We start from the raw sequence: 25,382 nt of genomic DNA, 5'->3' as shown, positions 1-25,382 counted from the left end.
ACGTGTGATCACCTCCCGCGGGTGACGCCGACGACGCGGACCGGCGTCTAGCGTGGCAGGCATGGAGGAGCAGCGCGTACGTCCGGGCGGTCCGCCCGCGTGGTGGCGGAACGGGCCGCCGTGGCGGGACCGTCCCGAGGAGGAGGGGCGGCCGACCCGGTGGCCGTGGCGCTCCACCGTGCTGCTGACCGCGTTCGCGCTGGCGGGCTCGCAGATCGCCGCACGCGGCCAGGTGGACGAGCGGGCCGCCCTCGACCCCTTCGCGCGCGTGCTGCTGCTCCTCGCGGCCGGGCAGCTGCTGTGGCGTCACCGGCATCCGCGGGCCGTGGCGTTCGGTACGGCGGCGACCGTCGCGGTCTATCTCGGCGCCGGGTACCCGTACGGGCCGGTGCTGCTGACGGTCGCCGTCGCCTGCTTCGGCGCGGTCGTCGCCGGGCACCGCAGAGCCGCCTGGGCGGCGCTCGGCACGCTGTGGGCGGCGCATGTGCTGGTCGCGCACTGGCTGTACCGGTGGCTGCCGCCGTCCGGGGACTCGGCCGCCTCCTGGGGCCAGGAGGCGGTGACCGCCGCCTGGGTCGTGGCCATCGTGGCCCTCGCGGAGCTGGCCCGCGCCCGGCGTGAGCAGTGGGCGCGGGAGCGGGCCGAGCGGGCCCAGGCCGCGCGGCGGCGGGCCGACGAGGAGCGGCTGCGGATCGCCCGCGAACTGCACGACGTCCTCGCGCACAGCCTCTCCGTGATCAACGTGCAGGCGGGCGTCGGACTCGCCCTGCTCGACACCGACCCCGAGCAGGCGCGGACCGCGCTCACCACCATCAAGGGCGCCAGCAAGGAGGCGCTGGGCGAGGTCCGCCAGGTGCTCGACAGTCTGCGCACCCCCGGGGACGCGCCGCGCGCACCGGCCCCCGGCCTCGACCGGCTGCCCGAGCTGGTGGAGGCGGCGGCGGACGCGGGCCTCACGGTCCGGGTGGAGGGCACGGCCCCGCGGTTGCCGCCGGCCACCGATCTCGCCGCCTTCCGGATCGTCCAGGAGGCGCTGACGAACGTCGTACGGCACTCCGGTTCCCGGCACGCGCGCGTGCGGCTCGCCCGGGACGGCGGCACGCTGCGGCTGCGGATCGACGACGACGGCCCGGCGACCGGCGCCGACGCGGGCGGCGGCGGCAACGGGCTGGCCGGAATGCGGGAGCGGGCCGCCGCCCTCGGTGGCACCATCCAGGCGGGCCCGCGCCCCGACGGAGGGTTCCGCGTGGTCGCCGTACTGCCGCTGGCGCCGCCGCACCGCGAGGAGGAGGACCGGTGATCCGCGTACTGCTCGCCGACGACCAGCACCTGGTGCGGGCCGGTTTCCGGGCCCTGCTCGACGCGCAGCCCGACATCGAGACCGTCGCGGAGGCCGCGGACGGCGACGAGGCGCTGCGCCGGGTGCGCGAACGGCGCCCCGACGTCGTCCTGATGGACATCCGCATGCCCGTCCTCGACGGACTCGCCGCGACCCGGCGGATCACCCAGGACCCGGGGCTGGCGGACGTGAAGGTGGTCATGCTGACCACGTTCGAGCTGGACGAGTACGTCTTCGAGGCGATCCGCGCGGGCGCCTCCGGCTTCCTGGTGAAGGACACCGAACCGGACGAACTGCTGCGCGCGGTCCGCGCGGTGGTCGCGGGCGACGCCCTGCTCTCACCGGGGGTGACGCGGCGGCTGATCGCCGAGTTCGCCGCCCGCTCCAAGGAGCCCGCGGCGGCCGACGTGCTGGCCGCGCTCACCGAGCGGGAGCGGGAGGTGATGGCCCTGGTCGGGATCGGCCTGTCCAACGAGGAGATCGCCCGCCGCCTGGTCGTCAGCCCGCTCACCGCGAAGACCCATGTGAGCCGCACGATGGTCAAGCTCGGTGCCCGCGACCGGGCCCAACTCGTCGTGCTGGCCTACGAGTCGGGGTTGGTGCGGCCGGGCTGGCTCGGCTGAGCGTCCGTCCGGAAGCGGACCAGCACCGAGATCACCCGCGCCGCGAACAGCACCGGCGCGACCACCTGAGCGGTGCGCAGCAGCACGGTCTCCACGATGTCCGGCAGCGTGAACAGCCACACCGGCCCGGCCAGCGCCCCGAAGACCACCGCCGCCGCGAAGGCCGCGCTGCACAGCGCGTATCCGATCTCCACCGTGATGGCGTCCCGTTCGGCCTGGTCGCGCCGTCCCCCGTATGTCGTCATGACGCGAGTCTCACAGCAGCGCGCCCGGCGGAGCAAGCGGGCTCCGCCGGGCGCGGGGGCAGGAACGGTCCCCCCAGGGGCGTACCGGGACGCGCTCCGTCACGTACGAGGGTGTTCTCAGTCGCGTACGGGGACGCGCTCCGCCTCCGGGGCGGGGGACTTGGCGACCACGACGGACGGTCCGCGGCGCCGGGCGCGCAGGCCCGTCAGCGAGATCAGCAGGCCGACTACGGCGATGCCCGTGACCACGACCAGGCCCGGCCGGTAACTGTCGAGGACGGCCTGCGGGGTGGCGCTCTCGGGTGCGTTCGCGGTGACGACGGCCGTGACCACCGCCAGGAAGATCGCGCCGCCGACCTGCACCGAGGTGTTCAGCAGCCCGGAGACCATGCCCTGCTCGTGGTCCTCGACCCCGTTGGTGGCCTGGATGTTCAGCGACGGGAAGACCAGCGCGCAGGCCGCGCCGATCAGCAGCATGCTGGGCAGGATGGCGACGGCGTACACCGGGTCGAGGTCGACGCCGAGGAACAGCGCGTATCCGGCGACCATCAGCGCGAAGCCGGCCGCGAGCAGGCGCGGGGTGCCGAACCGGTCGACGATCGCGCCGACCTTCGTCGCGGACAGGGCCACCAGCGCACCTGCTGGCAGGAACGCGAGCGCCGTGTGCAGCGCGGACCAGCCCAGCAGCGACTGCATGTACAGGGTGACCAGGAACTGGAAGCCGACGTACGACCCGAAGAAGGCCATGGCGCCGAGCTGGGCGCGCACCTGGGTACCGGAGCGCAGCACGCCGAGCCGCACCAGCGGCCCCGGTGAACGCCGCTCGACCAGTACGAACGCCGTCAGCAGCACGGCCACCGCCAGGAAGGACAGCAGGGTGCGGGCGGCGGCCCAGCCGACCTCCGGCGCCTGGACGACGGTGAAGACCAGCAGCAGCATCGCGGCGGTGCCGAGCACGGCGCCGGGGATGTCGTAGCCGCGGTGGTCGCGTTCGCGGCTGCTGTGCGGCAGCAGCTTCAGACCGGCGAGCAGCGCGATCAGGGCGATGGGTGCGGGCAGCAGCATGGTCAGGCGCCAGCTGGCCTCGGTGAGCAGACCGGACAGCACCAGGCCCATGGAGAAGCCGGTGGCCGCGCAGGTGGTGTAGATGGACAGGGCGCGGTTGCGCAGCGGGCCCTCGGGGAACGTCGTGGTGATGATCGACAGGCCGGCCGGTGCGGTGAACGCCGCGCTCAGACCCTTGATGAAGCGGCTGGCGATGAGCAGCGGGCCGGAGTCGACGAGTCCGCCGAGCAGCGAGGCGAGGGCGAAGACACCCAGGGCCACCAGGAAGACCTGGCGCCGGCCCAGCAGGTCGGCGGTACGTCCGCCGAGCAGCAGCAGGCCGCCGTAGCCGAGGATGTAGCCGCTGACGATCCACTGCAGGGTCGAGGTGGACAGCCCGAGATCGGCTCCGATGGACGGCAGGGCGACGCCGACCATGGAGACGTCGAGCGCGTCGAGGAACATGGCGGCGCAGAGGACCAGCAAGGTGCCCCACAGACGAGGTGTCCAGCGCACCTCGGACGGGGCGGTGGTGAGCGGAGAGGTCATGGCCGAGACACTACATGCACGTGCATGAGATGCAAGCGCATTTAATTCCCGCGCAACAAATCGGTTTCTCTGCTACGGTGCGGACATGGCGGCGAAGAAGGCGGCCGAGCAGGCGCTTGTGGAGCAGTGGCGGGGCATCCTCGCGTTGCACGCCCGCACGCAGGGCGAGCTCGACCGGGCCCTGCACGGGCACGGTCTGTGCGCCAGTGACTTCGAGGTCCTCGACGTGCTGGCCCAGGGCGAGATGCCGAAGGGGCCGTGCAGTTACCGGGTGCAGGAGATCTCCGAGCACATCCATCTCAGCCAGAGCGCGCTGTCCCGGCTGATCGCCCGGCTGGAGAAGGACGGACTCGTCAGCCGCGGCATGTGCCAGGAGGACCGCCGCGGCGTCCGCGTGGCCCTCACCGACAAGGGGCGCGCCCTGCACGCGGAGGTGCTGCCCGTGCAGCGGGCGGTGCTGACCCGGATGCTGGCGGACGACGCGGCTGACGCGGACGACGCCCGGGACGCCGAAGAGGCGGAGGGTGGCGCGAGCGCGGGGGGCTCCGAAGGCCGGCAGGGCGCGCGCGGCTGACGTGCCTGGCCGGCGTGCCGTGCCGGACGGGCGGGCCGTGCGGGACCGGCGGGCCGTGCGGGACCGGCGGCCCGTGCGGGACCGGCGGGCCGTGCGGGACCGGCGGCCCGGCCGGTGTCCTCAGATCGCCGACCGCTCCCGCCACAACGCGGCCAGCGCCCGGTCGCCCGTGACCGATGGGACGGGCACACGGTTCCACAGCGCCAGATACAACTCCTCGGCCGGGCCCGACAGTTCGCAGTCGGCGTTCCCGGAGTCGTCCGGCGTGGTCACCGGGGGCTCCGTGGACAGCCGTACGGTCCACACCGCGTCCGCGTCCGTGGCGCGCACCCGCAGCGTACGGGGCTTCTCCGTGCGGACCTGACTCCGGGAGCGGGCGTGGAAGCCGCGCAGCAGCTCGTCGATGCCGTCCGCCGCGAGGTCCCGCTCGATGGGGCTCGGGGTGCCGCCGAGCGCCGCCTGCGCGTCGTAGCGGTGCACGGTCGTCTCGTGCAGCTGGCGACGGGCCCAGAACTCCAGCGGTGACGGCGCCGGCAGGAACGTGAAGCAGGTGACGTCGGGCGCCGCTCCGGTGAGCGTGTCGACGAGCTGTCGGTGGCTCTCGCGGTACCAGTCGACCAACTCCGCGCCGTCTAGGTCCGGAGCATCGCCGAGGGGGCGCCGTTCGCTGTGTCCCTCCCGGACGTAGGACGCGGCCCAGCGGTGTACCGCGCCGGTGTGCCGCAGCAGGTCGCGCACCTGCCAGCCGGGGCAGGTGGGAACCTTGGCGTCCGTGCCCGCCTGTTCGGCCGCCGCCGCGAGCAACCGGCCTTCCCGGTCGAGGGTTTCGATGAAACGGCCCGTCTTCGGGGCAGTGGGTTCCATGCGGGCGAGTCTGCCGGATGGAGGGCGCTCCAGGGCAAGTGGGTTTCCCCGCAGGCGTCTTCGGCCCGCCCTGGAAGGCCGATCGAAGGCCGATCGAAGGTCGATCGAAGGGCGATTGAGGGGCAGATTGAGGGGCGATCGAAGCGCGCTTCGGGGGCGTGCGGGGGTGGCTCATCGGCCATGATCCGGAGGGCCTGGTTCTCGTAGAAACACACCAACCACGGGTCTCAGGCTGCCCAGTTTTCAGGTTTTCGACGCCTGGCTGAAAGCCGTCTGCCGACGATGTACTCCTCGGGCAAGCCGAACCAACGAACGGGAAAAGCCTTGTCTGAGAAGCTGCTTGGCCGTCAGATCGAGATCTCCTGGCCCGACCTCGGCATCACGGTCGCCGCCGACCTCGACGACCGTAACCCGGCACTCGCCGACGCCCTGTGGGAGTCCCTGCCCTACCGGAGCCTTCAGGGACACGCCCTCATCGCCGGAGAGCACCTCTACCACGTGGCGCCGATACCCAGCCTGCTGCACACCCCCCACGCCACCCGTATCCCCGACCGGCGGGAGGCTCCCGACGGCACCGTGTTCTGCTCCGGCTTGCAGCACCTGGGCATCAAGTACGGCACGCTGACCGAGCCGATGCCCGCCACCCCCGTCGGCCGGATCCGCGAGGCGGACATGCCCGCCCTGCTGGAGGCCGGGGCCGCGATCTGGGACGCCGTCTACTCCACGAAGAAGCAGATCCTCGCCGAAGTCCGCCGCGCGGGCGAGCCCGGCGGCCACCGCATCCCGAGGCTGCACGCCACCGACCCGGCCGCCGACCGCCTGATCGCCGACATCGTCGAGGAGACCGAGAAGATCTGGCTCGCACCCCCGGCCGAGCTGGACGACCTCCACCAGGGCATCATCCCCTCCCAGGCGGGCAACTTCGGCACCGTCCTGCCCACCCTGCTGTTCGTCAACGGAGAGACCCGGCCGCTGGGTTACGCCGCCTACGGCGGACTCGTCCGCGCCGCCGTCCAGGGCATGCCGATGGACTCCCTCGTCCACATGACCCGCCTGCTCGTCGGCGTCCCCGCCGAGTTCCTGGGCTACTGCGGTCTGGAGAAGCTGTGGGCGTTCACCCAGCGCTTCCTCGACGTCCTCGACCGGGTCGACCGGGACGACTTCTACGCCGCCACCAGCCAGATGGCCCTCTACATCAACTGCCTCGGCGGCTGGAACCTCCAGCTGTACCCGTGGGAGACCGGAGACCACCTGCGCCAGCAGGGCGTCAAGGCGGGCGTGTAACCGTGGGCGCCCTGCCTGCCCGCGCCGAAGCCGTCGTCATCGGCGGGGGAGTGATCGGAACCTCCGCCGCCCACCACCTCGCCGAAGCCGGCGTGGACACCGTGCTGCTGGAACGCGGAAGCCTCGGCGGCGGAGCGTCCGCGCACACCGCGGGCATGGTCCGCACCTACTTTCCCGGCGACCCCCACACCGGCCGGATGGCCGTCCGCAGCCTGACCGCCTACCGCGACTTCGCCCGCCACACCGCGGCCCCGCTCACCCTGAAACGGCTCGGGTTCATGGTGCTGTTCACCGACGAACGTGAGATCGCCGAATTCGAGGCCGGCCATCAGGCCCAGCGGGCCGCCGGCGTCCGGGTGGACCTGATCGGTGCCCGCGAGGCGGCCGAACTCAACCCGCTGATCGGCGAACGCGCCGTCCTGGCCGCCGCCTGGTCTCCCGAGGCGTACCACGTGGACGGCCTCGACATCGTGCGCGGTTACGCCGCCGGCGCCCGCAACCACGGAGCCCGCCTGTTCACCCACACACCCGTCACCGGCATCGACGACGACAACACCGTCCACACCCCGCGGGGCAGCATCAAGGCGGACAGCGTCGTGTGCACGGCCGGGCCCTGGTCCGGTGAGGTGGCGTCCATGGCGTCGGTCGACCTGCCGATGACACCCCGCGCGATCGAGATGCTGTTCACGGACGTCCCGCCCTCCCCGCACGGCGAGCTGCCCATGACGCTGCACGCCGGCTCCGGCCTGCGGATCCGCTCGTGGAAGGACCGCATCCTCCTCGCCATGGGCGTACCCCAGGCCGGCGAATCACGCGAAGCCTGGCTCGGACGAATCGGCGGTCATCTCGGCGCCCTGTTCCCCGCCTTGGACGGCATCGGACTGCATCGCGCGTGGAGCGGCGACTTCGACGCCGGCCCGAACAACACCGCCTTCATCGGCGAACACCCCACCCGCCGCTTCCTGTACGCGGCCGGATTCTCCGGCGCGGGTCTGTGCCAGGCACCCGCCGCCGGGGAGAAGCTCCGCGACCTGCTGATCGCCAAGTAGCCCCATAACAGGAAAGAATCCCGTGATCGTTCTCGGATGTAATGGTTTCAGCCGGGTGTCGGAGTTCTTCTCCGAACGCCTCGGCGCGACCGGCATCAACAAGCACTACCTCCTGGGCCACGACGCCGCCGCCGCGCTCCTGATCGACGGCCGCCTCGTCGCCGCCGTGGAGGAGGAACGCCTCAACCGGGAGAAGAAGACCACCGACTTCCCCGCCAACGCGATCGACTGGTGCCTGAAGGAAGCCGGGATCACGTTCGACGACGTCGACCTGTTCGCCTTTCCCTGGAACTGGTCCCCGCAGGTTCTGAACGAGATCCTGGACGGCATCCGCGCCGCGCCGATGCCGCAGGCCGCGAAGACCCGCCTCCTGGGCGACATGGCCGACCTGTTCGACCAGGTCGTCAGCCACGAAGCGATGCTCGCGGACTTCGAGGCCCGCACCGGACGCCGCCCCGACCCGGACAAGGTCCGCTTCGTCCCTCACCACCTGGCCCACGCCACGACCGGCTACTACCTCGCAGGCATGAAGGACTCCGCGTTCCTCGTCAGCGACGGCCGTGCCGAACGGTTCTCGACGCTGACGGGCGAGATCCGCGGCGGCCGGATCACCGTCTTCGACGACACCGTCACCGGCGCCGAGCACTCGATCGGCACCCTGTTCGCCGCGATCACCCGCTTCCTCGGCTTCGTCCCCAACAACGACGAGTACAAGGTGATGGGCCTCGCGGGATACACCGACCCGCCGACTCCGAACCCGTTCGTCGACCATCTCCTGCGGCTGCACGACGACGGCCGCTACACCTTCACCACCCCGCTGCGGACCGACGACCCCCACAGTCACGACAGCCTGTTCGAGGAGTACTTCGGACCCTTCGAGGACACCCTCGAGTACCAGGCCCGCGTCGCCGCCGCCGCGCAGCAGATGCTGAACGTCGCCACCGCCCATCAGGTCCGCCACTTGGGGGAGAGGACGGATCTCGACCGGCTGCTGTTCGAAGGCGGCGTCGCCCTGAACTGCCTGAACAACACCCCGCTGTTCGAGGGCTCACGCTTCGAGGACATGCAGGTCAGCTTCGGCGCCTCCGACACCGGCATCACCATCGGCGCCGCGGCCCGCGCCTGGCTCGACCACCCGGACACCGGCCCCGCGGACGTCCTCGCCGCCGCCGCACCCGTCACCCCCTACCTGGGCCCGGCCTACGACGAGGCCGCGATCGAGGAGGCGCTGGAGGGCTTCACCGGCCGTGTCACCGTCTCGCGCCTGGACGATGACGAGGTCGTCGAGCAGGTGGCGACACTGCTGACGGAGAAGGTCGTCATCGGCTGGTTCGAAGGCCGCCTCGAACACGGGCCGCGCGCGCTGGGGCATCGCAGCATCCTCGCCAACCCCGGCTTCCCCGACATCAAGGACATCATCAACACGCGCGTCAAGCACCGCGAACCCTTCCGCCCGTTCGCCCCCCTCGTCCTGGAGGAGCGGGCACCGAAGATCTTCGACATGGGGCGCAAGACCAGCTCCCCGTACATGACGTTCGTCTTCCCCGTCCGCGACGAGTACCGGGACCGCATCCCCGGTGCCGTCCACGTGGACGGCACCTCCCGGATCCAGACCCTGACCGACGAGGGGACCCCGCGACTCACGGCACTGCTGCGGAGGTTCACCGAACTCACCGACGTCCCCTGCCTGATCAACACCTCGTTCAACGTCGCCGGCGAACCCATCGTCTGCACCCCCACCGACGCCCTCAACTGCTTCATGGGCACCGAGATCGACTATCTGGTCCTCGGAAACCACCTCATCGCCAAGAGCTGATTGCAAAGAGTCAATCGCAAAGAGTCAATCGCAAAGAGCTAGGAGCACCCCGTGCCGAAGATCCAGCGCAAGCACACCATGTACCACTCCACCATCCTCGACGCCGACCCGGACACCGTGTGGGCGACCGTCCGCGACGCCATGCAGATCCTGGAGATCGTGTCCCCGGGCGACCTGGACATCCACACCGACGTCTCCTGGGTGGAAGGCGGCTCGGTCGACACGGTCCCGGCCCGCTACGACTTCCGGCTCACGCTCAACGGCGGCCTCGTCCAGCAGGAGATCGCCGCCCGCGACGAGATCAACAAGACCCAGTCCTACCGGGCCGTCGCCCCCACCAGCGGGGTGCAGAGCTACCAGGCCACCATCCGCGTACGCCCCATCACCAACGACCCGGCCCGCAGCTTCTTCGAGTGGGACCGGGTCCTGGAGATCGCCGACGACGCCGACCTGAACGTGGTCGAGGCCATCATCGACGTCATGGAGAAGCAGACCGACGCGGTGCGGGACCACTTCGCGGCTGCCGCGAAGTGAGCGACGTGACGACGCCGGCACTACGGCTGCGGCACCCTCGCCACTCGCACTGAACCACACGTCGAGGGCCCGGCGCACATCATGTGCCCCGGGCCTCTCGGCGCGTTCGCTTCAGGTGGCGGTGACGCGCCGCGTCGTCAGGCCGATCAGCGCGGCGAGGGCGGCGAGCGCAGCGACGCTGGTGAGGGCGGCCGGCAGGGAGAACCAGTCGGCCATGAACCCGATGGCGGGCGGACCGAGCAGCATGCCGCCGTAGCCCAGTGTCGACGCGACGGCGACCCCGCTGGGACCGGCGAGTGCCCCCGCGCGCTCCACGGCCACCGGGAAGAGGTTGGCCAGGCCGAGGCCCGCGACCGTGAACCCGAGCAGCGCCGCCCACAGCGAGGGCGCGAGCGCGCCGAGCAGCATGCCGACCGCCGCGGTGGTACCGCCCGCGACCACGGTGCGGTTACGGCCCAGGCGCTCCAGCAGCACCGTCCCGCTCAGCCGGCCCACGGTCATGGCGAGCGCGAAGAGGGAGTAGCCGATCGCGGCGACGCCGGGGGAGGCGTCGAGGTCCTGCTCCAGGTGCAGCGCGCCCCAGTCGGCCAGGGCGCCCTCGCCGTAGGCGGTGCACAGGGCGATCAGTCCGAAGACCAGCACCAGGGCACGGGTGCGGCGGTCGGGGCGGTCCGGGCGGTCCGGGCGGGGCGGGGTGTGCGCCGTGGGGCGCGGGCGCTCTGCGGGCCGGCGCAGCCGGTGACGCAGCAGCCCCGGTGCCGCCAAAGCGGTGACGACCAGTCCGACGACGGTCAGCCCGAGCAGGTGCCGGGTGGGCGACAGCGCCCCCGCCACCAGCGCGCCCAGCCCCGCGCCGATCATGCCGCCCAGGCTGAACGCCGCGTGGAAGCTCGGCATGATCGGCCGGCGCAGCGCGGCCACCAGATCCACGGCCGCGCTGTTGAAGGCCACGTTGATCCCGCCGTACGCCGCCCCGAACACCAGCAGTACCGCGCCGAGCGCGAGCGCGGAGTGGGTGAGCGGGGGCAGGGCGACGCTGAGGGAGAGCAGGACGGCGCAGACGACGGTGACCCGGTGGTTGCCGAACCGCCGGCACAGCCGCCCGGTCAGCATCATCGTGACGACCGCGCCTGCGGACACGCCGAGGAGGGCGAGCCCGAGGTCGCTGGGGGAGGCGCCGGTCTGTTCCTTGATGGCGGGGATCCGGACGACCCACCCCGCGAAGATGAAGCCGTCCAGGGCGAAGAAGGTGGTCAGGGCGGTACGGAGACGGGTGAGCTGACTCTGGTGACCCGGCACGACGGTGTGCGAACGGGTTTTGTTTATTTCCGGCACAAACTCAGGCTAGGAGGGGGACCGGGGCGGGGCAAGGGGCGGGAGGTGCCTCGCCACCGTGGCTTGTAACACCCGTATGGCGCCGCCACGACGGTGTCATTGCAGTACCGGCCAGGTCGGCGAAGTCGTATTGACCGGCCTTTGACCCGTCGTTAGGTTCGGCGCCATGCGGATCTTCGATCGCTTTTTCCGGCGCAGGGCCATTGATCTGATGCGGGTCGCCACCGCGGTGTGTAGCTGACGTTCCACCGCCGGCCGTCCCGTCCCGATCCCCCTCCCCGCCCGCTCTGTGAAGGCGTCAATGATCCCTCGTATACGCATGCCCAGAACCAGGGCCGCGGCTGCCGCGGCCACGCTGGCTCTCGGACTTCTGCTGACCTCGTGCGTGGATTCCGCGCAGACCGCCTCGGTCGGCAAGGACGTCTCCGGCCGGGAAATCCCGGCCACCGTCTCCGCCGACACCACCCTCACCGTCGGATCACCGGAACTGAAGGTCGCACTGGAACTGTCGGGCCAGATCGACAAACTGCCCTTCAAGGTCGAGTGGGCCAACATCAGCGGTGGCCCCAAATGCTCGGAGGCCTTCAGGGCGGGCGCACTGGACGTCTGCTCCGCCGCGGACATCCCGGCGATCAACGCCCACTGGACGGGCCTCGACACCAAGCTCGTGGCCGCCAAGTTCCGCCGGGACCCCCTGCGGCACCCCGTCTACGAGCTGGGCATCGCTCCCGGTGCCGGCATCCGGACCCTCGCCGACCTGCGCGGGAAGAAGATCGCCTACAGTCCCGGCCAGGCCCAGGGCGCGCTGGTGCTGCGGATCCTGCGGAAGGCCGGGCTCACCCGGGACGACGTCGAACTCGTCGAACTGGCCAGCACCGACGACGTCTATCCCACGGCACTCGGCAACCGCCAGGTCCACGCCGCCCCCATCGGCGACGTCAACATCAAGCGCTATCTGACGAAATACGGAAAGGACGGCGCCACGACCATCCGGCACGGACTGCGCGACGACCCCGAACACCTGTGGGCGCTCACGGATTCCGTCAGCGATCCCGAGAAGTCCGCTGCCATCAGGGAACTCGTGGAATTCTGGGCGCGCGCCCGGGTCTGGATCGACGAACATCCCGAGGAATGGGTCGAGGGCTATTACGTCAAGGATCAGGGCCTGAGCCGGGAGGACGGCGAATTCCTCGTCGAGCGGGCCGGTCACCCGGACATTCCGGCGGACTGGAGCGCGGCCATCCGGCGCCAGCAGCAGACCATCGACCTGCTGGCGAAGGAACAGGAACGTGAGGCCTTCGACGCGGTCCTCCTCTTCGACCGCCGATACGAATCGGTGGCCGCCGACGCCATCGCGGATACGGGAGAAAAGGGCGCCGGAGCAGCGGGGGGCGCGTCATGAGCGCCGCCGTCTTCGACCACCAGCCGACACACTCCTCGCCCACGCCCTCCTCGTCGACGCCCTCCTCCTCCGCGCTCTCTTCCACGCCCTCCCCGTCCGCACCCTCTCCGTCCGCACCCTCCCCGTCCGCACCCTCTCCGTCCGCACCCTCCGCGCCCGCCCCGCCGAAGGCCGGACGCACGGAACCCGCCGCCCCGCGCCGTCCCCGCACGCGGCTCGGACCGGGACGGCCCGTGCCGTACGGGTGGGCACTCGGCCCGCTGCTGCTACTCGCTCTCTGGGCGGGCGGCTCCGCGGCCGGACTGCTCGACCCGCGCAGCCTGCCGTCGCCCTGGACCGTCGCCGCCACCACCGGCGACCTGCTCGCCGACGGCCGGCTCCAGTCCCACCTCGCCACCTCCGCCCGACGCGCCCTTCTCGGGCTGCTCTTCGGCGTCGCGGGCGGACTGCTGCTCGCGCTCGTCGCCGGGCTCAGCCGGATCGGCGAGGCGGTGATCGACGGCCCGGTGCAGATCAAGCGGGCGATCCCCTCGCTGGCGCTGATCCCGCTGCTCATCCTGTGGTTCGGCATCGGCGAGACCATGAAGGTCGTCACCATCGCCCTCGGCGTGTTCGTCCCCGTCTACATCCACACCCACAACGGGCTGCGCGCCATCGACCACCGCTACGTCGAACTCGCCGAGACCGTCCGGCTCGGCCGGCTCGCATTCGTCCGGCACGTCGTCCTGCCCGGTGCCCTGCCCGGCTTCCTGCTCGGCATGCGCTTCGCGGTGACCGCCGCGTGGCTCGCGCTGGTCGTGGTCGAACAGGTCAACGCGACCAGCGGCATCGGCTACATGATGGAACTCGCGCGGACCTACGGACAGACCGACGTCATCCTCGTCGGCCTCGTCGTGTACGGCCTGCTCGGGCTCCTCTCCGACGCCCTGGTCCGGCTCGTGGAGAGGGGGACGCTGTCATGGCGACGCACGCTCGGGGACTGACCGGGGCGGAACACCGCGACGGCGGGCGGGCCGCCGTCCGGATCGAGAACCTGGTGCGCTCCTTCGGTGAGCGCCGCGTCCTCGACGGACTCGATCTGACCATCGCGCCCGGCGAGTTCGTCGCCCTGCTCGGCCGCAGCGGCTCCGGCAAGAGCACCCTGCTGCGGGCGCTGGCCCGCCTCGACCGGGACGTACCGGGCAGCGGCACCCTCGCCGCCCCCGACCACCTCTCCGTCGTCTTCCAGGATGCCCGGCTGCTGCCCTGGAAACGCCTGCTCGACAACGTCGTCCTCGGCCTGACCGGGCCGGACGCCGAACAGCGCGGCCGGGCCGCCCTCGCCGAGGTCGGCCTCGCCGGACGCGAACGCGCCTGGCCCGTGGAACTCTCCGGCGGCGAGCAGCAGCGCGTCTCGCTCGCCCGCTCCCTCGTCCGCGAACCGCGGCTGCTGCTCGCCGACGAACCCTTCGGCGCGCTGGACGCCCTCACCCGGATCAGGATGCACACCCTGCTGCGCCGCCTGTGCGCGCGGCACCGGCCCGCCGTACTCCTCGTCACCCACGACGTCGACGAGGCGATCGTCCTCGCCGACCGGGTGGTGGTCCTCGACGAGGGCTGGATCGCCGCCGACCTGCCGGTGGAGCTGCCGGCCCCGCGCCGCCCCGGCGGCCCCGGATACGCCGCCCTGCGCGAGCGCCTGCTCGGCCGGCTCGGCGTGGACCCGCTGGAGGAGGTCACCGCCGTATGACCGGGCGACGCCAACTGCGTCTGAACCTCTTCGTCTACCCGGGCGGCCACCACGAGGCCGCCTGGCGCCACCCCGGCACCGATCCGGGCCGCCTGCTGGACGTCGGCTTCTACCAGGAGCTGGCCCGCGCCGCCGAACGGGCCACGTTCGACGCCGTGTTCCTCGCCGACGGGCCGTCCCTCGCCGACAACGTCCGCCACGCCAGCCGCTTCCGGCTGGAACCGTTCACCTGGCTGGCCGCGATCGCCGCGGCCACCGAGCGGATCGGGCTGGTCGCCACCGCGTCCACCACCTACACCGAGCCCTACAACCTGGCCCGGCTCTTCGCCTCCCTGGACCATCTCAGCCGGGGCCGGGCCGGCTGGAACATCGTCACCACCGGCGCCCCGCAGGCCGCCGCGAACTTCGGCCTCGACGCCCACCCCACGCACGCCGAACGCTACGGCCGCGCCCACGAGTTCGTCGACGTCGTCACCAGACTCTGGGACAGCTGGGAGGACGAGGCGCTGATCGCCGACCAGAGGACCGGCCTCTTCGCCGACACCGACCGCATCCACCCCATCGACCACCGAGGCCGCCACTTCCGGGTGCGCGGTCCCCTCAACACACCCCGCAGCCCCCAGGGCCGCCCCGTCTACGTCCAGGCCGGCTCCTCCCGGGAGGGCAGGGGGTTCGCCGCCCGCCACGCCGAAGCCGTGTTCACCGCGCACCAGACACTGGCGAGCGGCCAGGAGTTCTACGCCGACATCAAGACGCGGGCGGCGGCGCTCGGCCGTGACCCGGACCTGGTGCTCGTCCTGCCGGGCATCAGCCCGTTCATCGCCTCGACCGAGGCGGAGGCACGCGGGCTGCGGCGCAAGTTCGACGAACTCACCCAGCCCGCCTACTCGCTGGAGCTGCTGCACCGGCTGCTCGGCGTCCGGCTCACCGCCGACCGGCTCGACGAGCCCTTCCCACGCGAACTCGTCCAGACCGGCGGCGAGCGCGGCAACGGCAGCCGCTTCCGGCTGGTCCTCGACATCGTCGACCGCGAACGGCCCACCGTCCGCGAACTGCTCCACCGCCTCGCCGGGGCCCGCGGCCACCAGGTCGTCGCGGGCACCCCGGAACAGATCGCCGACCACATCCAGGAGTGGTTCGAGCACGGGGCGGCCGACGGCTTCAACATCATGCCGCCCTGGCTGCCCGGCGGCTTCGACCTCTTCGCCGACCAGGTCGTGCCGATCCTCCGCGCCCGCGGCCTGTTCCGCTCCGCCTACCGGGGCACCACCCTGCGCGACCACTACGGACTCCCGCGCCCCGCCGCCGTATCCCCCGCACCGACGATCCCAGCGAAGGACACCGCATGAGTGCGCTCAGAACCCGCTTCGCCCTCGCCGCCCTGGGCGCGACCGCCCTGCTCACCACCTCCGTCGCGGTCCCGCAGGCCACCGCGGCCGGCCACGACCGGGCCGCCACCGCGCTCGCCTGGTACGACACCACCGCCGAGACCATCGCGACGGCCGGGGCGCCCACCCAGGTCACCAACAGCCGCACCTGGGCCGTCGGCTGGCTAGCGGCGGCCCGGGCGACCCGCGCCGTGCCCGACGGCGTGGAACGCCGCCCCTACCAGGAGGCCGCCCTCGCCGCCGCCGTGCACCGCGCCCTCGTCACCCTCGCCCCGAGCCGCACCGAACAGCTCGACGCACAGCTGACGGCGACCCTCGACACCATCCCGGACGGACCGGCGGAGCGGCGCGGCGTCGCCGCAGGTCAGCGCCAGGCGGACCGCGCCCTCGCCGAGCGGCAGGGCGACGGACTCGACCCGGCGTCCGTGAACGCGCCCTACCCCGTGCGGCCCACCGCGCCCGGCGTGTGGCAGCCGACGCCGCCCGCGTACGCCCCGGCCACCCAGTACGGCAACCGGCTCGCCCGGCCGTTCACGCTCACCACCGCCGACCAGTTCCGGCTGGGCCCGCCGCCCGCCCTGGACTCCGCCCGCTACGCCGCCGACCTGGCCGAGGTACGGGCGTACGGCGCGGCGGACAGCGCGGTGCGCAGCGCCCGCCAGACCGAGACCGCCGCCTTCTGGTACGGCTCCTCCCTCACCCTCTACACCGAGCCGCTGCGGGTGGCGCTCTCCCGCACCGAGCAGGGGATCGCCGGACAGGCGCGGCTGGTCGCGCTGTTCCACACCGCGCTCGTGGACACGCAGATCGCCACCTCCGACAGCAAGTACGCCTACGAGCGGTGGCGCCCGGTGACCGCGATCCGCACCGGCGACCTCGACCCCGACCCGGACTGGACACCGCTGCACACCACCCCGGCGCACCCGGACTACCCGAGTGGTCATGCCACCTACTCCGGCGCCGCCGAGACCGTCCTGTCGGTGCTCACCGGCCCCGGCACCGCCCCGTTCGAGCTGACCAGCCCCACGGCGCCCGGCGTGACCCGTACGTACACCGCCTGGAAGCAGCTGTCGGACGAGAACGTGGACGCCCGGGTCTGGTCCGGCATCCACACCCGGACCGCCGACGAGGCGGGCATCACGCTCGGCAGGAACGTCGCCCGCCACACCCTCGGCAACGTCGACCGCCTCCTCGCCGCCCGCTAGGGGTGTCCGGCCCCGGTCCCGGGGGGCGGCCCCGGTCCCGGGGGGCGGCCCGTACGCCGAGCCGAGTACGCGCGGTTGCTCCCGCCGTCAGACGCGTTCGGCGGCGCGGTCGGGCAGCGTGGGTCGGGTGAAACTCAGCCGACCCGCACGCCGGGCCCTCCTCGTCGTCCATGTGGCCGCCTCCGCGAGCTGGCTCGGGCTCACGCTCGGGCTGCTCGCCCTCGGGATCACCGCCACCGCCGCCGGCTCCGCGCCGGCGGCGGAGGCCGGTGTCCGGGCCATGAAGCTGTTCGCCGACTGGCTGCTGCTGCCCGTCGCGTTCCTCACCCTCCTCAGCGGGCTGGTGCTGGCACTCGGCACCGCGTGGGGGCTGGCGCGGCACCGGTGGGTGTACACCAAGTTCTGGCTCACTCTCGCCACGACCACCGCCACGGCGTTCGCCCTGCGTCCGGGCGTGAACGAGGCGGTGGCCGCCGTCGGCGGCGGACGGCCGCTGCCGGACGCCGGCGACGTCCTGTTCGGGCCGGTCGTCTCGCTGACCGCCTACGTCTTCATGACGGCGATCTCGGTCCTGAAGCCCTGGGGTCCGACCCGCCGGGGCCGCAGGTCGCGGGCGGCGTCCGGACGTACGGCACCGGCTGCCGGGCGGACCCGGCAGCCGGTCTGAGCGCGGTGCACCGGTGGCCCGGCGCCCCAGTGGCCGTCAGCGGCTGCCGGTCCAGTTGTGGGCGACGTCGATGACGACCCGGTCGGCCACCTGCGTCACCCGGAACGGCAGCCGGGCGCGGACGCCGAGCCCGAGCTGGGTCTCACCCTCGAAGCTGCCCGCGAACCGGGTGTCGCGGAAGGTGCGGTAGCCGGTGAGGTCCACGCCCGGCAGAGGGCGCCCCACACGGCCGGGGTAGGTGGCTGCGCCGGTGTCGGGGTCGTAGGCGGGGGCGGTCACCCGCACCTCGAGGACGGCTCCGCCGGCGACGGGGACGGGGCGGCCCGATCCGTCCTGGTGGAGGCGGTCGACGTAGCCGACCCGGTAGCCGACGTTCTTCCCGCCGCCGGGGATGTCGACGACCAGCCGGTCGAAGCAGGCGTGGCGGCCCGCCCTGACGTTCGTCACCGACGCCATCGTGCCGGCGTCGGAGGTCTTGGCGCCGCTGCCCCAGCCGGTGGGGCAGGCCGTGGTCTGAGTGGTGGTGAGCGCGGTGGCCTGGGCCGGTACCGCCGCCGCCCCCAATGTGGCTCCCATGAGCGCGACTGCCGCCCATGCTGTTCGTGTACGTGCCATTGTGTCCCCCGGGGGGATGAGCTGTCCGATATCAGCTGAGACAGCCGGGTTCCCGGAATGGTTGCACTCTCTCCGGCGAAAACCGGACAGCGGCCGTGGATCAGGAGACGGGAAAGCGGCCGTACACCCGACCGGCGAGGTCGGACGTACGGCCGCTGCCGTGTCCCTGATCAGGCGCTGGGCGCCGGGAAGGTCGGGTACTCGACCCCGGAGACGTGCTGGACGACCCGGATGACCTGGCACGAGTAGCCGAACTCGTTGTCGTACCACAGGTAGAGGATCGCGTTGTCGCCGTCGACCTTGGTCGCGCCGGCGTCCACGATCGAGGCGTGGCGCGAGCCGATGAAGTCGCTGGAGACCGCGTCGGGCGCCGTGGTGAAGTCGATCTGGCGCTTCAGCGGGGAGGTCAGCGAGACGTTCCGCAGGTAGTCGAGGACCTCCTCGCGGGTGGTCTCGCGGCCGAGGCGCAGGCTGAGGATCGCGATCGACACGTCCGGCACCGGCACGCGGATCGAGCTGCCGGTGATCGGGGCCTTGAGGTCCGGCAGCGCCTTGGCGACGGCCGAGGCGGCACCGGTCTCGGTGATCACCATGTTGAGCGGCGCGGACCGGCCACGGCGGTCGGCCTTGTGGTAGTTGTCCAGCAGGTTCTGGTCGTTGGTGAACGAGTGGACGGTCTCCACGTGACCGCGCAGCACACCGAACTCGTCGTCCATCGCCTTCAGCGGCGGGACGATCGCGTTGGTGGTGCAGGAGGCGCAGGACAGGATGTTCTCGTCCGGCTTGATGGTGTCGTGGTTGACGCCGTGCACGATGTTCGGGACGTCGCCCTTGCCCGGCGCGGTCAGCACGACCTTGTCGATGCCGGGGCGCAGGTGCTTCGACAGGCCCTCGCGGTCGCGCCACTTGCCGGTGTTGTCGATGAGGATGGCGTCCTTGATGCCGTACGCCGTGTAGTCGACCTCGGAGGGGTCGTTGGCGTAGATCACCTTGATGGTGTTGCCGTTGGCGACGATCGTGCCGGCTTCCTCGTCGACGGTGATCGTGCCCTGGAACTGGCCGTGGATCGAGTCGCGCCGCAGCAGCGAGGCGCGCTTCACGAGGTCCTGGTCACCGCCGCCGCGCACCACGATCGCGCGCAGCCGCAGCCCGTTGCCGGAGCCGGCCTTCTCGATCAGCAGGCGGGCGACGAGGCGGCCGATGCGGCCGAAGCCGTACAGGACGACGTCCCGGCCCTCGCCGCGCTCGATCTTGTTGGCACCGGTGGCGCCGGCGACGGCCTCGGCGGTGAACTCCTCGATCGGCAGACCGCGGTTGTCGGCCTTGTAGGTGGCGGCGAGCATACCGATGTCGATCTGGGACGGCCCGAGGTCGAGTGTGGTCAGCGCCTGCAGGAACGGCATCGTCTCGGTGACCGACAGCTCCTCGCCGGCGATCTGCCGGGCGAAGCGGTGGGTCTTGAGGATGCTGACGACCGACTTGTTCACCAAGGAGCGGCTGTGGAGGAGGACGGTGACGTCCCGCTCCCGGTGCAGCTTCCCGATGATCGGGATCATCGACTCCGCGATCTCTTCGCGGTTCTTCCAGTTCGTGAACGAGTCCTCGTTGACAGTCACAGATCCATCTTTCGAGCTAGGTGGCGCTCAGATGATAACCATGCTGGGTGGAGGTGGCTGTGACCGGGGTCGCTCCCTCCTCTTCCGCGGGTCTTCCGCGGGCGCCCTTGACAGGATGCGTACTGTTTCGCCACGTTTGAGCCTCGCGGCGCAGTTCTGGGGGGAGCGGTCGGCCATGCGAAGCTCGCGCAGCATCACGATCCACGGACCAAAAGAGCTGGACGCCTCGCTGACACGGGCCTGGCACCGGGCGATGGACGAGTCGCCCGAGTACGCAAACCCCTTCCCACTGCTGCGTGCCTGCGGGCTGTCCCTCTTCGAGTTCGACCATCTCCTCAAGGGACAGAAGCCGTTCGCCGCGCACGTCACCGGGACGTTCGCCTCACCGGTCGTCGACCTCCGGCCCGGCGACGACGCCGACTACCCACAGTGGCTGCGCGCCACCTACCCGGGCCTCGCCAGGACGACGCTGAAGAAGGAGCGCCGCCCCGGCCGCGACCACGGCGAGGTGCGCTTCGCACACGACGAGCGCGACCCCCGGATGCTGCGCCGGCTGATGGCCTGGAAGTCCGCCCAGTACCGCAGAACCGGGCGGATGGACCGGTTCGCGCGGCCCTGGATCATCGACCTCGTCGACGACCTCCAGCAGCGCGAGGAGCACTTCACCGGCGTGCTGTCCGTCCTCTACGCCGGTGACCGCCCGGTCGCCGCGCACTTCGGACCCCGGTCACGCACTGTGTTCGCCGCCTGGTTCACCGCGTACGACCCCGAGCTGCGCCCCTACTCGCCCGGCCTGCTGATGCACGCGCGGTTGCGGGCGCACTGAGCTTCCGCCGCCGCGCGGAACACACAGCACCCTGCGACGGCGCGCCGGCCCGCGCCGCGCGCTGTCCCGAGGCCGGCCCCGGCGGCCCAATTCCCGCGCGACTTCCCACGACCCTTCTTCGACGGCTTTCACGGAAGAGGTGACGATGCCGTACGGATCGCGGCTCGCCGCGGCGATGACACGGCGGCTCGGACGCGAGTGCGTCTACACCCCCTCGGCCCGGCTGGCCCTCTACCTGGCCCTGCGGCGCTGGTGCCGGCCGGGCGCCCGGGTGCTGATGTCCCCGGTCAACGACGACGTGATCCTCTTCGTGGTCCTCGCCGCCGGACTGCGCCCCGTGCAGGCACCGGTGAACATCCGGGACGGCAACATCGACCCGGACGCCGTCCCCGACGCCACCTGGCGCACCGTCGACGCCGTCCTGACGACCAACCTCTACGGCATTCCGGACCAGGTCGTGGAACTGCGCCGGCGCTGCGACGCCCTCGGCATCCCGCTCATCGAGGACGCGGCGCACGCCATCGGCACCCATGTGGACGGCCGGCCGGTCGGCACCTTCGGGACGGCGGCGGCCTTCAGCCTGTCCAAGCACGTGGCGGCGACGGCCGGCGGCTTCCTCGCCGTCGAGGACGCCCGCACCCGCCGCGAGCTGGAGCTGCTGCGCGACGACCTGCTGGTCCCGCGCCGGCTGCGCGCCGACCTGGCCACCACACTGCGGCCCCTGGCCCGGTCCACCGTGCGCACCCTGCACCTGGTCCGTCCCGTGTGGCGCTCCATGCAGCGCCTCGGCCTGCTGGAACGCGACGACTTCCGGATGGCCCTGCACGCGCCCCGGCTCACCGGCTCCGCGCACGAGGCGCCCAGCCTCACCGCGTACGAACCCTGGGTCCGCGTCGATCTGCACGACTTCCGCGCCCGCCACGGCGCGCTGCTGCGCGGCCAGCTGGGGCTGCGGCTGGCCCGGCTCGACGGCGACCTCGACCGCCGCAGGGCCGGTGTCGCGGCCCTGTCGCGCAGCGCCTGGTCCTCCCCGGCGCTGCGCGCGCTCACCGCCCACGACGGCCTGGTGCCGCTCTTCCGCGTCCCGCTGCTGGTCCACGACCGGGACGCCCTCGTGGAACGACTGGTCGACCACGGGGTGGTCACCGGATACGTCTACGACCCGCCGCTCGACGACTACGCGGGCCCCGAGTTCACCGACCCGTCCCCCGACCCCTCGGCCGCCCGCTGGTTCGCCTCCCACGTCCTGCCCGCCGACCCCCTCCTGGCCCGCCGGATCGTCCACGCCCTGACCAGGGAGCGGGCCGCCCCCGCCCGGCCCCCGCTCGCGGAACCGCTCCGGGACACGGCGCCGCCCGCGCCGCTCGGACAGTAGCTGCCGCGGGGGAGGCCGCCGTGCGCGGACCTAACGGCACCGGAGGCCCGATTGGCTGCCCGCCTCCGGGGGTACTGCGGCGCGCATGGCCGGAATCGAACTCAAAAGCTCCGCATTCGACGATCACGCCGTGATCCCGCGCCGCCACGCCAAGGACGGGGACAACATCTCCGCGCCCCTGACCTGGTCCGGAGTCCCCGAGGACGCGGCGGAACTGGCCCTCGTGTGCGAGGACCCCGACGCCCCGTCGGGCACCTTCCTGCACTGGCTGGTCACAGGGATCGACCCCGACAGCGACGGCCTGCCCGCGGGCGGCACCGGCCCCGGCGGCCATCCGCACCGCAACGGCTACGGCGAACGCGGCTGGGGCGGCCCCAAACCCCCGGCGGGCGACCCGGCGCACCGCTATTTCTTCCGCCTGTACGCCCTGCCCGCCCCGGTCTCCCTGCCGGACGACGCCACCGCCGACGACGTACACCGCGTCCTCGACCGCGAACAGCTCGCCAGCGGCACCCTGGTCGGCCTCTACCAGCGCTGACCACGGCCCGGAACGGCACCGGCGGCCCCCTCAGGGCCCGGTCTGCCGGGCCAGGTGGCTCGCCACCCGCCGCACCAGCGGCAGGCCCTTGCGTTCGTTGACCGCACCCCTGATCCCGAAGACATACCGGCCCCGCACCACGAGCGCGCTCGCGACGGGAAACTGCTCCAGGCCCGTGGTGTGCGTGTACAGATACACCCCGGGTGACGGCCGGGTGATCTCGGCGACCACGCACCCGCCGCCCAGCCAGGGATTGCATCCCCAGGGCAGGGCGCTCGTCGCGTAGGTCCGGGCGGCCTGCGGGTCGGGGGCCACCCACCGCACGGTGACGGAGAAGAAGTCGCTCTCGGGACCGGACTCCGTGGCGAAACGGCACCCGCTCGGGCGCGGCAGCCGGGTGCCCAGCACCCTGCGGCCGGACGGCGCGGGCAGCTTGACGTAGTCCGAGGCGAGCTCCGAGAGGAACCGGGTACTGATCAGCCCGCAGGCGTCGGGCCAGTCCGCCGGCTTCGCCCCTCCCAGTGCGACGGGTCGCTCCGCGTCCGCGGCGCGGTGGACGGGCCGCAGGGCCGTGTACCGGGTTCCGTCCCTCTCCTCGCTGCGGACGATGAGCAGCCGTCCGCTCATGCCCACGTACGTCCCGGCCACCGGCCAGGGAACGCGGGCGCTGCGCCGGCCCGCCACGTCCGTCAGGGTGCTCGCGCCCGGCCCCTGAAGCCGAGGGTCTCCGACAGACCAGCGGAGGTTTCCGGCGTATCCGCCGGCGGCGCCCGCGTCGCCGACGATCAGGTCGCCCTCCAGTTCCTCGCCGGTCGCCTCCCCCTGGGATCGTTTCCACAGGTGCTCCCCGGTGTCCGCACGCACGGCGTGCAGAGTCCGCCGCCCCATCGACGGGGAGTCGGGCTCCGCCGCGTGATGCGCTTCCGAGAGGTACACCACCCCGCGGGACTCTCCCAGTGGCCACAGTTGGGAGGTCCGGCTTCCCGGCTTGCTTCCCTCGCGCCGCAGACGTTCCTCGCCCGACTCGGTGAAGAGCCGGAGCCTGTGGTCGACGTTCACCCCGACCATATTGCGGACCGCGCTGAGCCTGATGGACTCCCGCCAGCGCCCCAGCGGTCTCTTCCAGACGATGTCCCCGTTCGCCGGATCCATCACCTCCAGGTGCGCGGTGAGGCCCGGGCAGCCGCTGAGCAGGACGAGGTAACGCGCCGTCATGGACACGTTGTAGGGCGAGGCGGAGGGAGTGGACGAGCGGGGAGCGCCGGGCGGGGGTTCGTCGCACGGTGTGAGCGCGGACGTCCGCTTCTCCCAGCGCACCGCACCGGTCCGCGGCGCGAGACCCACGAGCCGGCCGCCGGCCGCCTCGACGACGGGCCCCGGAGCAGGCAGATACGGCGTCTTGCCGAGCCAGACGCCGTCCTCGCCCCGCCGCGCGTCGGGGCTCGCGGTCCTGCGCCAGAGTGCGCGTCCGGTCGCGGGATCGTACGCGTTCAGGGAATCCATGCGGCCGTAGCGCTCCTCCACCGCGAGCACCACGCCACCCGAGAACCCCACGGGCGTGAACTCGTCCGCGGAACTGCGCAGGGTGGACAGCAGACGACCGTTCCGCGTGTCCACGACGCTCACCGTCCTGCCGTGCGGGACGGCCAGCATCCCGTCGCTCAGCGGCGCCGGCACGTCCGAGACGTCCAGCGCCCGGACCGGGGTCCGGAAGGACCACGCCACGTCCAGCGCGTTCGGCGGTGCGCCCGGCTTCCCCGACGTGCCGCCGTCGCCGACCAGCAGCACCAGGAGACCGAGGGTGAGCAGCATGCCCCACCCGGCGTTCCAGACGACGTGCGTACGTGTGCCCGTCATGCCGTTCCCCGTTCCTCGCGACCGGTCAGCATCCCTGTGACTCCGGCACCCACCGGCAGGGCCGGGGATCGTCGAGAAGGCGGTAGCCGCCGTCGGGGGACCCCGCGTAGACGGCCCCGTACCGCGCCGCGTAACCGGTCACCGCGTAGCGTCCCCCGCGCGGCGCGGGAACCGGCAGCGTCGCCTCCTTCCCGTTCCGCACGTAGCGGATGAGCAGCCCGAATTCGCGGGAGCCGTGCCCGGCCAGGAACGTCGCCGACAGGTTCACCTGCTCTCCCGGCCCGAGTGTGATGACCTTGTCCCGGAAGTACCGCTGCGTGGAGTCCTTCCCCGCGCGGAACACGGGCTCCGCTGCGTCCATGTCCGCGAACAGCCGGATCTTGGACTCGCCCCCGGCGCCCGGCTCGCACAGCAGCGTTCCGGAGAGCGGAGCGGCCGGGCGCGGCGACGTCGGCCTGATGTCGATCGATGTGATGGTCAGCGAGCCCGGTCCGCCCTCCAGCGTGATCCCGACGTTCAGTTCGCCGGCCCGCGCCCCCTGGTTGCGCCGGATGACGGCGTTCACGTCACCGCCGGCCACGAGCTCCGCGCGGTCCCCCGGCGAGGACACCCGGCGCGGCAGCGCCGTGCAGCCCGCCTCGTCCTCCAGCCGGGCGGTCACGGCGAACGGCGCCGACGAAGCGCTCCCGGAGGGCGCACCCGCGGGGTCCGGCCCGGAGTCACCGCTCAGGCCGAGCACCTTGAGCGCGACCGCGGTCAGCACCGCGCCGATCACGGGAAGGCCCGCACCGAGCCAGAGCAGCCTCGCGTGCCTCCTCCACCAGGGCTCGGGAGTGTCCGGCGGCTTCGACGACTGCGTGCGGGAACGCGTACGCGCACCCAGCCGCAGCGTGGTCCGGTTCCTCAAC

The 25,382-nt window shown here is 72.4% G+C and carries 24 protein-coding genes and 1 pseudogene; 17 read left to right on the top strand and 8 right to left on the bottom strand.

The window, feature by feature from the left end:
* Positions 1-61: 61 nt before the first annotated feature.
* Together ACIG0D_RS29310 and ACIG0D_RS29305 are read left to right on the top strand one after the other, a co-directional pair.
* Positions 62-1,300, top strand: a complete 1,239-nt coding sequence (locus ACIG0D_RS29310) for a sensor histidine kinase (protein ID WP_399806667.1) — start codon at positions 62-64, stop codon at positions 1,298-1,300.
* Positions 1,297-1,962, top strand: a complete 666-nt coding sequence (locus ACIG0D_RS29305) for a response regulator (protein WP_399806665.1) — start codon at positions 1,297-1,299, stop codon at positions 1,960-1,962. The genes ACIG0D_RS29310 and ACIG0D_RS29305 overlap by 4 nt, the downstream gene beginning before the upstream one ends.
* Here ACIG0D_RS29305 and ACIG0D_RS29300 read toward each other — a convergent pair.
* Positions 1,923-2,207, bottom strand: a complete 285-nt coding sequence (locus tag ACIG0D_RS29300) for a DUF6332 family protein (RefSeq protein WP_399806662.1) — start codon at positions 2,205-2,207, stop codon at positions 1,923-1,925. The genes ACIG0D_RS29305 and ACIG0D_RS29300 overlap by 40 nt on opposite strands.
* A 117-nt stretch (positions 2,208-2,324) precedes the next feature.
* A complete protein-coding gene (locus ACIG0D_RS29295) occupies positions 2,325-3,800 on the bottom strand; it encodes an MFS transporter (RefSeq protein WP_399806660.1) in 1,476 nt (491 codons plus the stop codon).
* 85 nt (positions 3,801-3,885) lie between these two features.
* Between ACIG0D_RS29295 and ACIG0D_RS29290 the strand changes: the two genes are divergently transcribed.
* Complete coding sequence (locus tag ACIG0D_RS29290; protein ID WP_399806657.1) at positions 3,886-4,374, top strand: MarR family winged helix-turn-helix transcriptional regulator; 489 nt, start codon at positions 3,886-3,888, stop codon at positions 4,372-4,374.
* A 120-nt stretch (positions 4,375-4,494) separates the two neighbouring features.
* Here the strand turns inward: ACIG0D_RS29290 and ACIG0D_RS29285 are convergent, their stop codons facing one another.
* Positions 4,495-5,238, bottom strand: a complete 744-nt coding sequence (locus ACIG0D_RS29285) for a maleylpyruvate isomerase family mycothiol-dependent enzyme (RefSeq protein ID WP_399806654.1) — start codon at positions 5,236-5,238, stop codon at positions 4,495-4,497.
* Between the two features lie 324 nt (positions 5,239-5,562).
* Here ACIG0D_RS29285 and ACIG0D_RS29280 point away from each other — a divergent pair, with 324 nt between their 5' ends.
* Genes ACIG0D_RS29280 through ACIG0D_RS29265 form a run of 4 tightly spaced genes read left to right on the top strand, consistent with a single transcriptional unit; the run spans position 5,563 to position 9,921 of the window.
* Positions 5,563-6,522, top strand: coding sequence for a hypothetical protein (locus ACIG0D_RS29280; RefSeq protein ID WP_399806652.1), 960 nt, complete (start codon positions 5,563-5,565; stop codon positions 6,520-6,522).
* 2 nt (positions 6,523-6,524) lie between these two features.
* Positions 6,525-7,571: an NAD(P)/FAD-dependent oxidoreductase gene (locus tag ACIG0D_RS29275; protein WP_399806650.1), complete on the top strand. Its 1,047-nt coding sequence runs from the start codon at positions 6,525-6,527 to the stop codon at positions 7,569-7,571.
* 22 nt (positions 7,572-7,593) lie between these two features.
* Entirely contained in the window at positions 7,594-9,387 is a 1,794-nt protein-coding gene (locus ACIG0D_RS29270; protein WP_399806648.1) for a carbamoyltransferase, read from the top strand.
* Between the two features lie 51 nt (positions 9,388-9,438).
* Positions 9,439-9,921 (top strand): SRPBCC family protein, encoded by a 483-nt coding sequence (locus ACIG0D_RS29265; RefSeq protein WP_399806646.1) that lies wholly within the window; start codon positions 9,439-9,441, stop codon positions 9,919-9,921.
* Between the two features lie 111 nt (positions 9,922-10,032).
* Here the strand turns inward: ACIG0D_RS29265 and ACIG0D_RS29260 are convergent, their stop codons facing one another.
* Positions 10,033-11,220, bottom strand: coding sequence for an MFS transporter (locus tag ACIG0D_RS29260; RefSeq protein ID WP_399806644.1), 1,188 nt, complete (start codon positions 11,218-11,220; stop codon positions 10,033-10,035).
* A gap of 202 nt (positions 11,221-11,422) precedes the next feature.
* Between ACIG0D_RS29260 and ACIG0D_RS29255 the strand changes: the two genes are divergently transcribed.
* From ACIG0D_RS29255 to ACIG0D_RS29225, 7 genes are all read left to right on the top strand, one after another.
* Complete coding sequence (locus ACIG0D_RS29255; RefSeq protein WP_399806803.1) at positions 11,423-11,497, top strand: putative leader peptide; 75 nt, start codon at positions 11,423-11,425, stop codon at positions 11,495-11,497.
* 78 nt (positions 11,498-11,575) lie between these two features.
* A complete protein-coding gene (locus ACIG0D_RS29250; protein WP_399806641.1) occupies positions 11,576-12,658 on the top strand; it encodes an ABC transporter substrate-binding protein in 1,083 nt (360 codons plus the stop codon).
* On the top strand, positions 12,655-13,641 hold the full coding sequence (locus ACIG0D_RS29245; protein ID WP_399806638.1) for an ABC transporter permease: 987 nt from the start codon (positions 12,655-12,657) through the stop codon (positions 13,639-13,641). Before ACIG0D_RS29250 ends, ACIG0D_RS29245 begins: the two co-directional genes overlap by 4 nt.
* Positions 13,617-14,387 (top strand): ABC transporter ATP-binding protein, encoded by a 771-nt coding sequence (locus tag ACIG0D_RS29240; RefSeq protein ID WP_399806636.1) that lies wholly within the window; start codon positions 13,617-13,619, stop codon positions 14,385-14,387. The genes ACIG0D_RS29245 and ACIG0D_RS29240 overlap by 25 nt, the downstream gene beginning before the upstream one ends.
* Positions 14,384-15,736 (top strand): LLM class flavin-dependent oxidoreductase, encoded by a 1,353-nt coding sequence (locus ACIG0D_RS29235; protein WP_399806633.1) that lies wholly within the window; start codon positions 14,384-14,386, stop codon positions 15,734-15,736. The genes ACIG0D_RS29240 and ACIG0D_RS29235 overlap by 4 nt, the downstream gene beginning before the upstream one ends.
* Entirely contained in the window at positions 15,733-16,980 is a 1,248-nt protein-coding gene (locus tag ACIG0D_RS29230) for a vanadium-dependent haloperoxidase (protein ID WP_399806630.1), read from the top strand. The genes ACIG0D_RS29235 and ACIG0D_RS29230 overlap by 4 nt, the downstream gene beginning before the upstream one ends.
* Positions 16,981-17,107: 127 nt before the next feature.
* Positions 17,108-17,647: a DUF2269 domain-containing protein gene (locus tag ACIG0D_RS29225; protein WP_399806628.1), complete on the top strand. Its 540-nt coding sequence runs from the start codon at positions 17,108-17,110 to the stop codon at positions 17,645-17,647.
* 36 nt (positions 17,648-17,683) lie between these two features.
* Here ACIG0D_RS29225 and ACIG0D_RS29220 read toward each other — a convergent pair whose 3' ends face one another.
* Positions 17,684-18,223: a hypothetical protein gene (locus tag ACIG0D_RS29220; RefSeq protein WP_399806625.1), complete on the bottom strand. Its 540-nt coding sequence runs from the start codon at positions 18,221-18,223 to the stop codon at positions 17,684-17,686.
* A 209-nt stretch (positions 18,224-18,432) separates the two neighbouring features.
* The gene (locus ACIG0D_RS29215; protein ID WP_399806622.1) at positions 18,433-19,878 is read right to left on the bottom strand and encodes a glyceraldehyde-3-phosphate dehydrogenase; all 1,446 of its coding nucleotides are present in this window, start codon (positions 19,876-19,878) and stop codon (positions 18,433-18,435) included.
* A gap of 175 nt (positions 19,879-20,053) precedes the next feature.
* Here ACIG0D_RS29215 and ACIG0D_RS29210 point away from each other — a divergent pair.
* The 3 genes and pseudogenes from ACIG0D_RS29210 to ACIG0D_RS29200 all read left to right on the top strand — a co-directional run.
* A pseudogene (locus ACIG0D_RS29210) lies at positions 20,054-20,692 on the top strand (GNAT family N-acetyltransferase); the annotation flags it as partial.
* A gap of 157 nt (positions 20,693-20,849) precedes the next feature.
* Entirely contained in the window at positions 20,850-22,079 is a 1,230-nt protein-coding gene (locus ACIG0D_RS29205) for a DegT/DnrJ/EryC1/StrS family aminotransferase (RefSeq protein WP_399806620.1), read from the top strand.
* Positions 22,080-22,164: 85 nt separating this feature from the next.
* Entirely contained in the window at positions 22,165-22,617 is a 453-nt protein-coding gene (locus ACIG0D_RS29200) for a YbhB/YbcL family Raf kinase inhibitor-like protein (RefSeq protein ID WP_399806618.1), read from the top strand.
* Between the two features lie 30 nt (positions 22,618-22,647).
* On the opposite strand, the gene ACIG0D_RS29195 is transcribed toward ACIG0D_RS29200, so the two are convergent.
* Both ACIG0D_RS29195 and ACIG0D_RS29190 read right to left on the bottom strand, forming a co-directional pair.
* Positions 22,648-24,474, bottom strand: coding sequence for a PQQ-binding-like beta-propeller repeat protein (locus ACIG0D_RS29195; protein WP_399806615.1), 1,827 nt, complete (start codon positions 24,472-24,474; stop codon positions 22,648-22,650).
* Positions 24,475-24,499: 25 nt separating this feature from the next.
* Positions 24,500-25,249 carry a hypothetical protein gene (locus tag ACIG0D_RS29190; protein ID WP_399806613.1) on the bottom strand — a complete coding sequence of 250 codons (750 nt, stop codon included), beginning with the start codon at positions 25,247-25,249 and terminating at the stop codon, positions 24,500-24,502.
* Positions 25,250-25,382: the final 133 nt, after the last annotated feature.

The organism is Streptomyces sp. NPDC052773 (assembly GCF_044547145.1).
Lineage (GTDB): Bacteria > Actinomycetota > Actinomycetes > Streptomycetales > Streptomycetaceae > Streptomyces.
This window is presented reverse-complemented; position numbering and strand designations above follow the sequence as displayed.

Bases quoted from the DNA above. Each gene is read 5' to 3' on its own strand.
- ACIG0D_RS29310 (WP_399806667.1), top strand. From the start codon at position 62: ATGGAGGAGCAGCGCGTACGTCCGGGCGGTCCGCCCGCGTGGTGGCGG.
- ACIG0D_RS29300 (WP_399806662.1), bottom strand. From the start codon at position 2,207: ATGACGACATACGGGGGACGGCGCGACCAGGCCGAACGGGACGCCATC.
- ACIG0D_RS29295 (WP_399806660.1), bottom strand. From the start codon at position 3,800: ATGACCTCTCCGCTCACCACCGCCCCGTCCGAGGTGCGCTGGACACCT.
- ACIG0D_RS29290 (WP_399806657.1), top strand. From the start codon at position 3,886: ATGGCGGCGAAGAAGGCGGCCGAGCAGGCGCTTGTGGAGCAGTGGCGG.
- ACIG0D_RS29285 (WP_399806654.1), bottom strand. From the start codon at position 5,238: ATGGAACCCACTGCCCCGAAGACGGGCCGTTTCATCGAAACCCTCGAC.
- ACIG0D_RS29250 (WP_399806641.1), top strand. From the start codon at position 11,576: ATGCCCAGAACCAGGGCCGCGGCTGCCGCGGCCACGCTGGCTCTCGGA.
- ACIG0D_RS29245 (WP_399806638.1), top strand. From the start codon at position 12,655: ATGAGCGCCGCCGTCTTCGACCACCAGCCGACACACTCCTCGCCCACG.
- ACIG0D_RS29240 (WP_399806636.1), top strand. From the start codon at position 13,617: ATGGCGACGCACGCTCGGGGACTGACCGGGGCGGAACACCGCGACGGC.
- ACIG0D_RS29235 (WP_399806633.1), top strand. From the start codon at position 14,384: ATGACCGGGCGACGCCAACTGCGTCTGAACCTCTTCGTCTACCCGGGC.
- ACIG0D_RS29230 (WP_399806630.1), top strand. From the start codon at position 15,733: ATGAGTGCGCTCAGAACCCGCTTCGCCCTCGCCGCCCTGGGCGCGACC.
- ACIG0D_RS29220 (WP_399806625.1), bottom strand. From the start codon at position 18,223: ATGGGAGCCACATTGGGGGCGGCGGCGGTACCGGCCCAGGCCACCGCG.
- ACIG0D_RS29205 (WP_399806620.1), top strand. From the start codon at position 20,850: ATGCCGTACGGATCGCGGCTCGCCGCGGCGATGACACGGCGGCTCGGA.
- ACIG0D_RS29200 (WP_399806618.1), top strand. From the start codon at position 22,165: ATGGCCGGAATCGAACTCAAAAGCTCCGCATTCGACGATCACGCCGTG.
- ACIG0D_RS29195 (WP_399806615.1), bottom strand. From the start codon at position 24,474: ATGACGGGCACACGTACGCACGTCGTCTGGAACGCCGGGTGGGGCATG.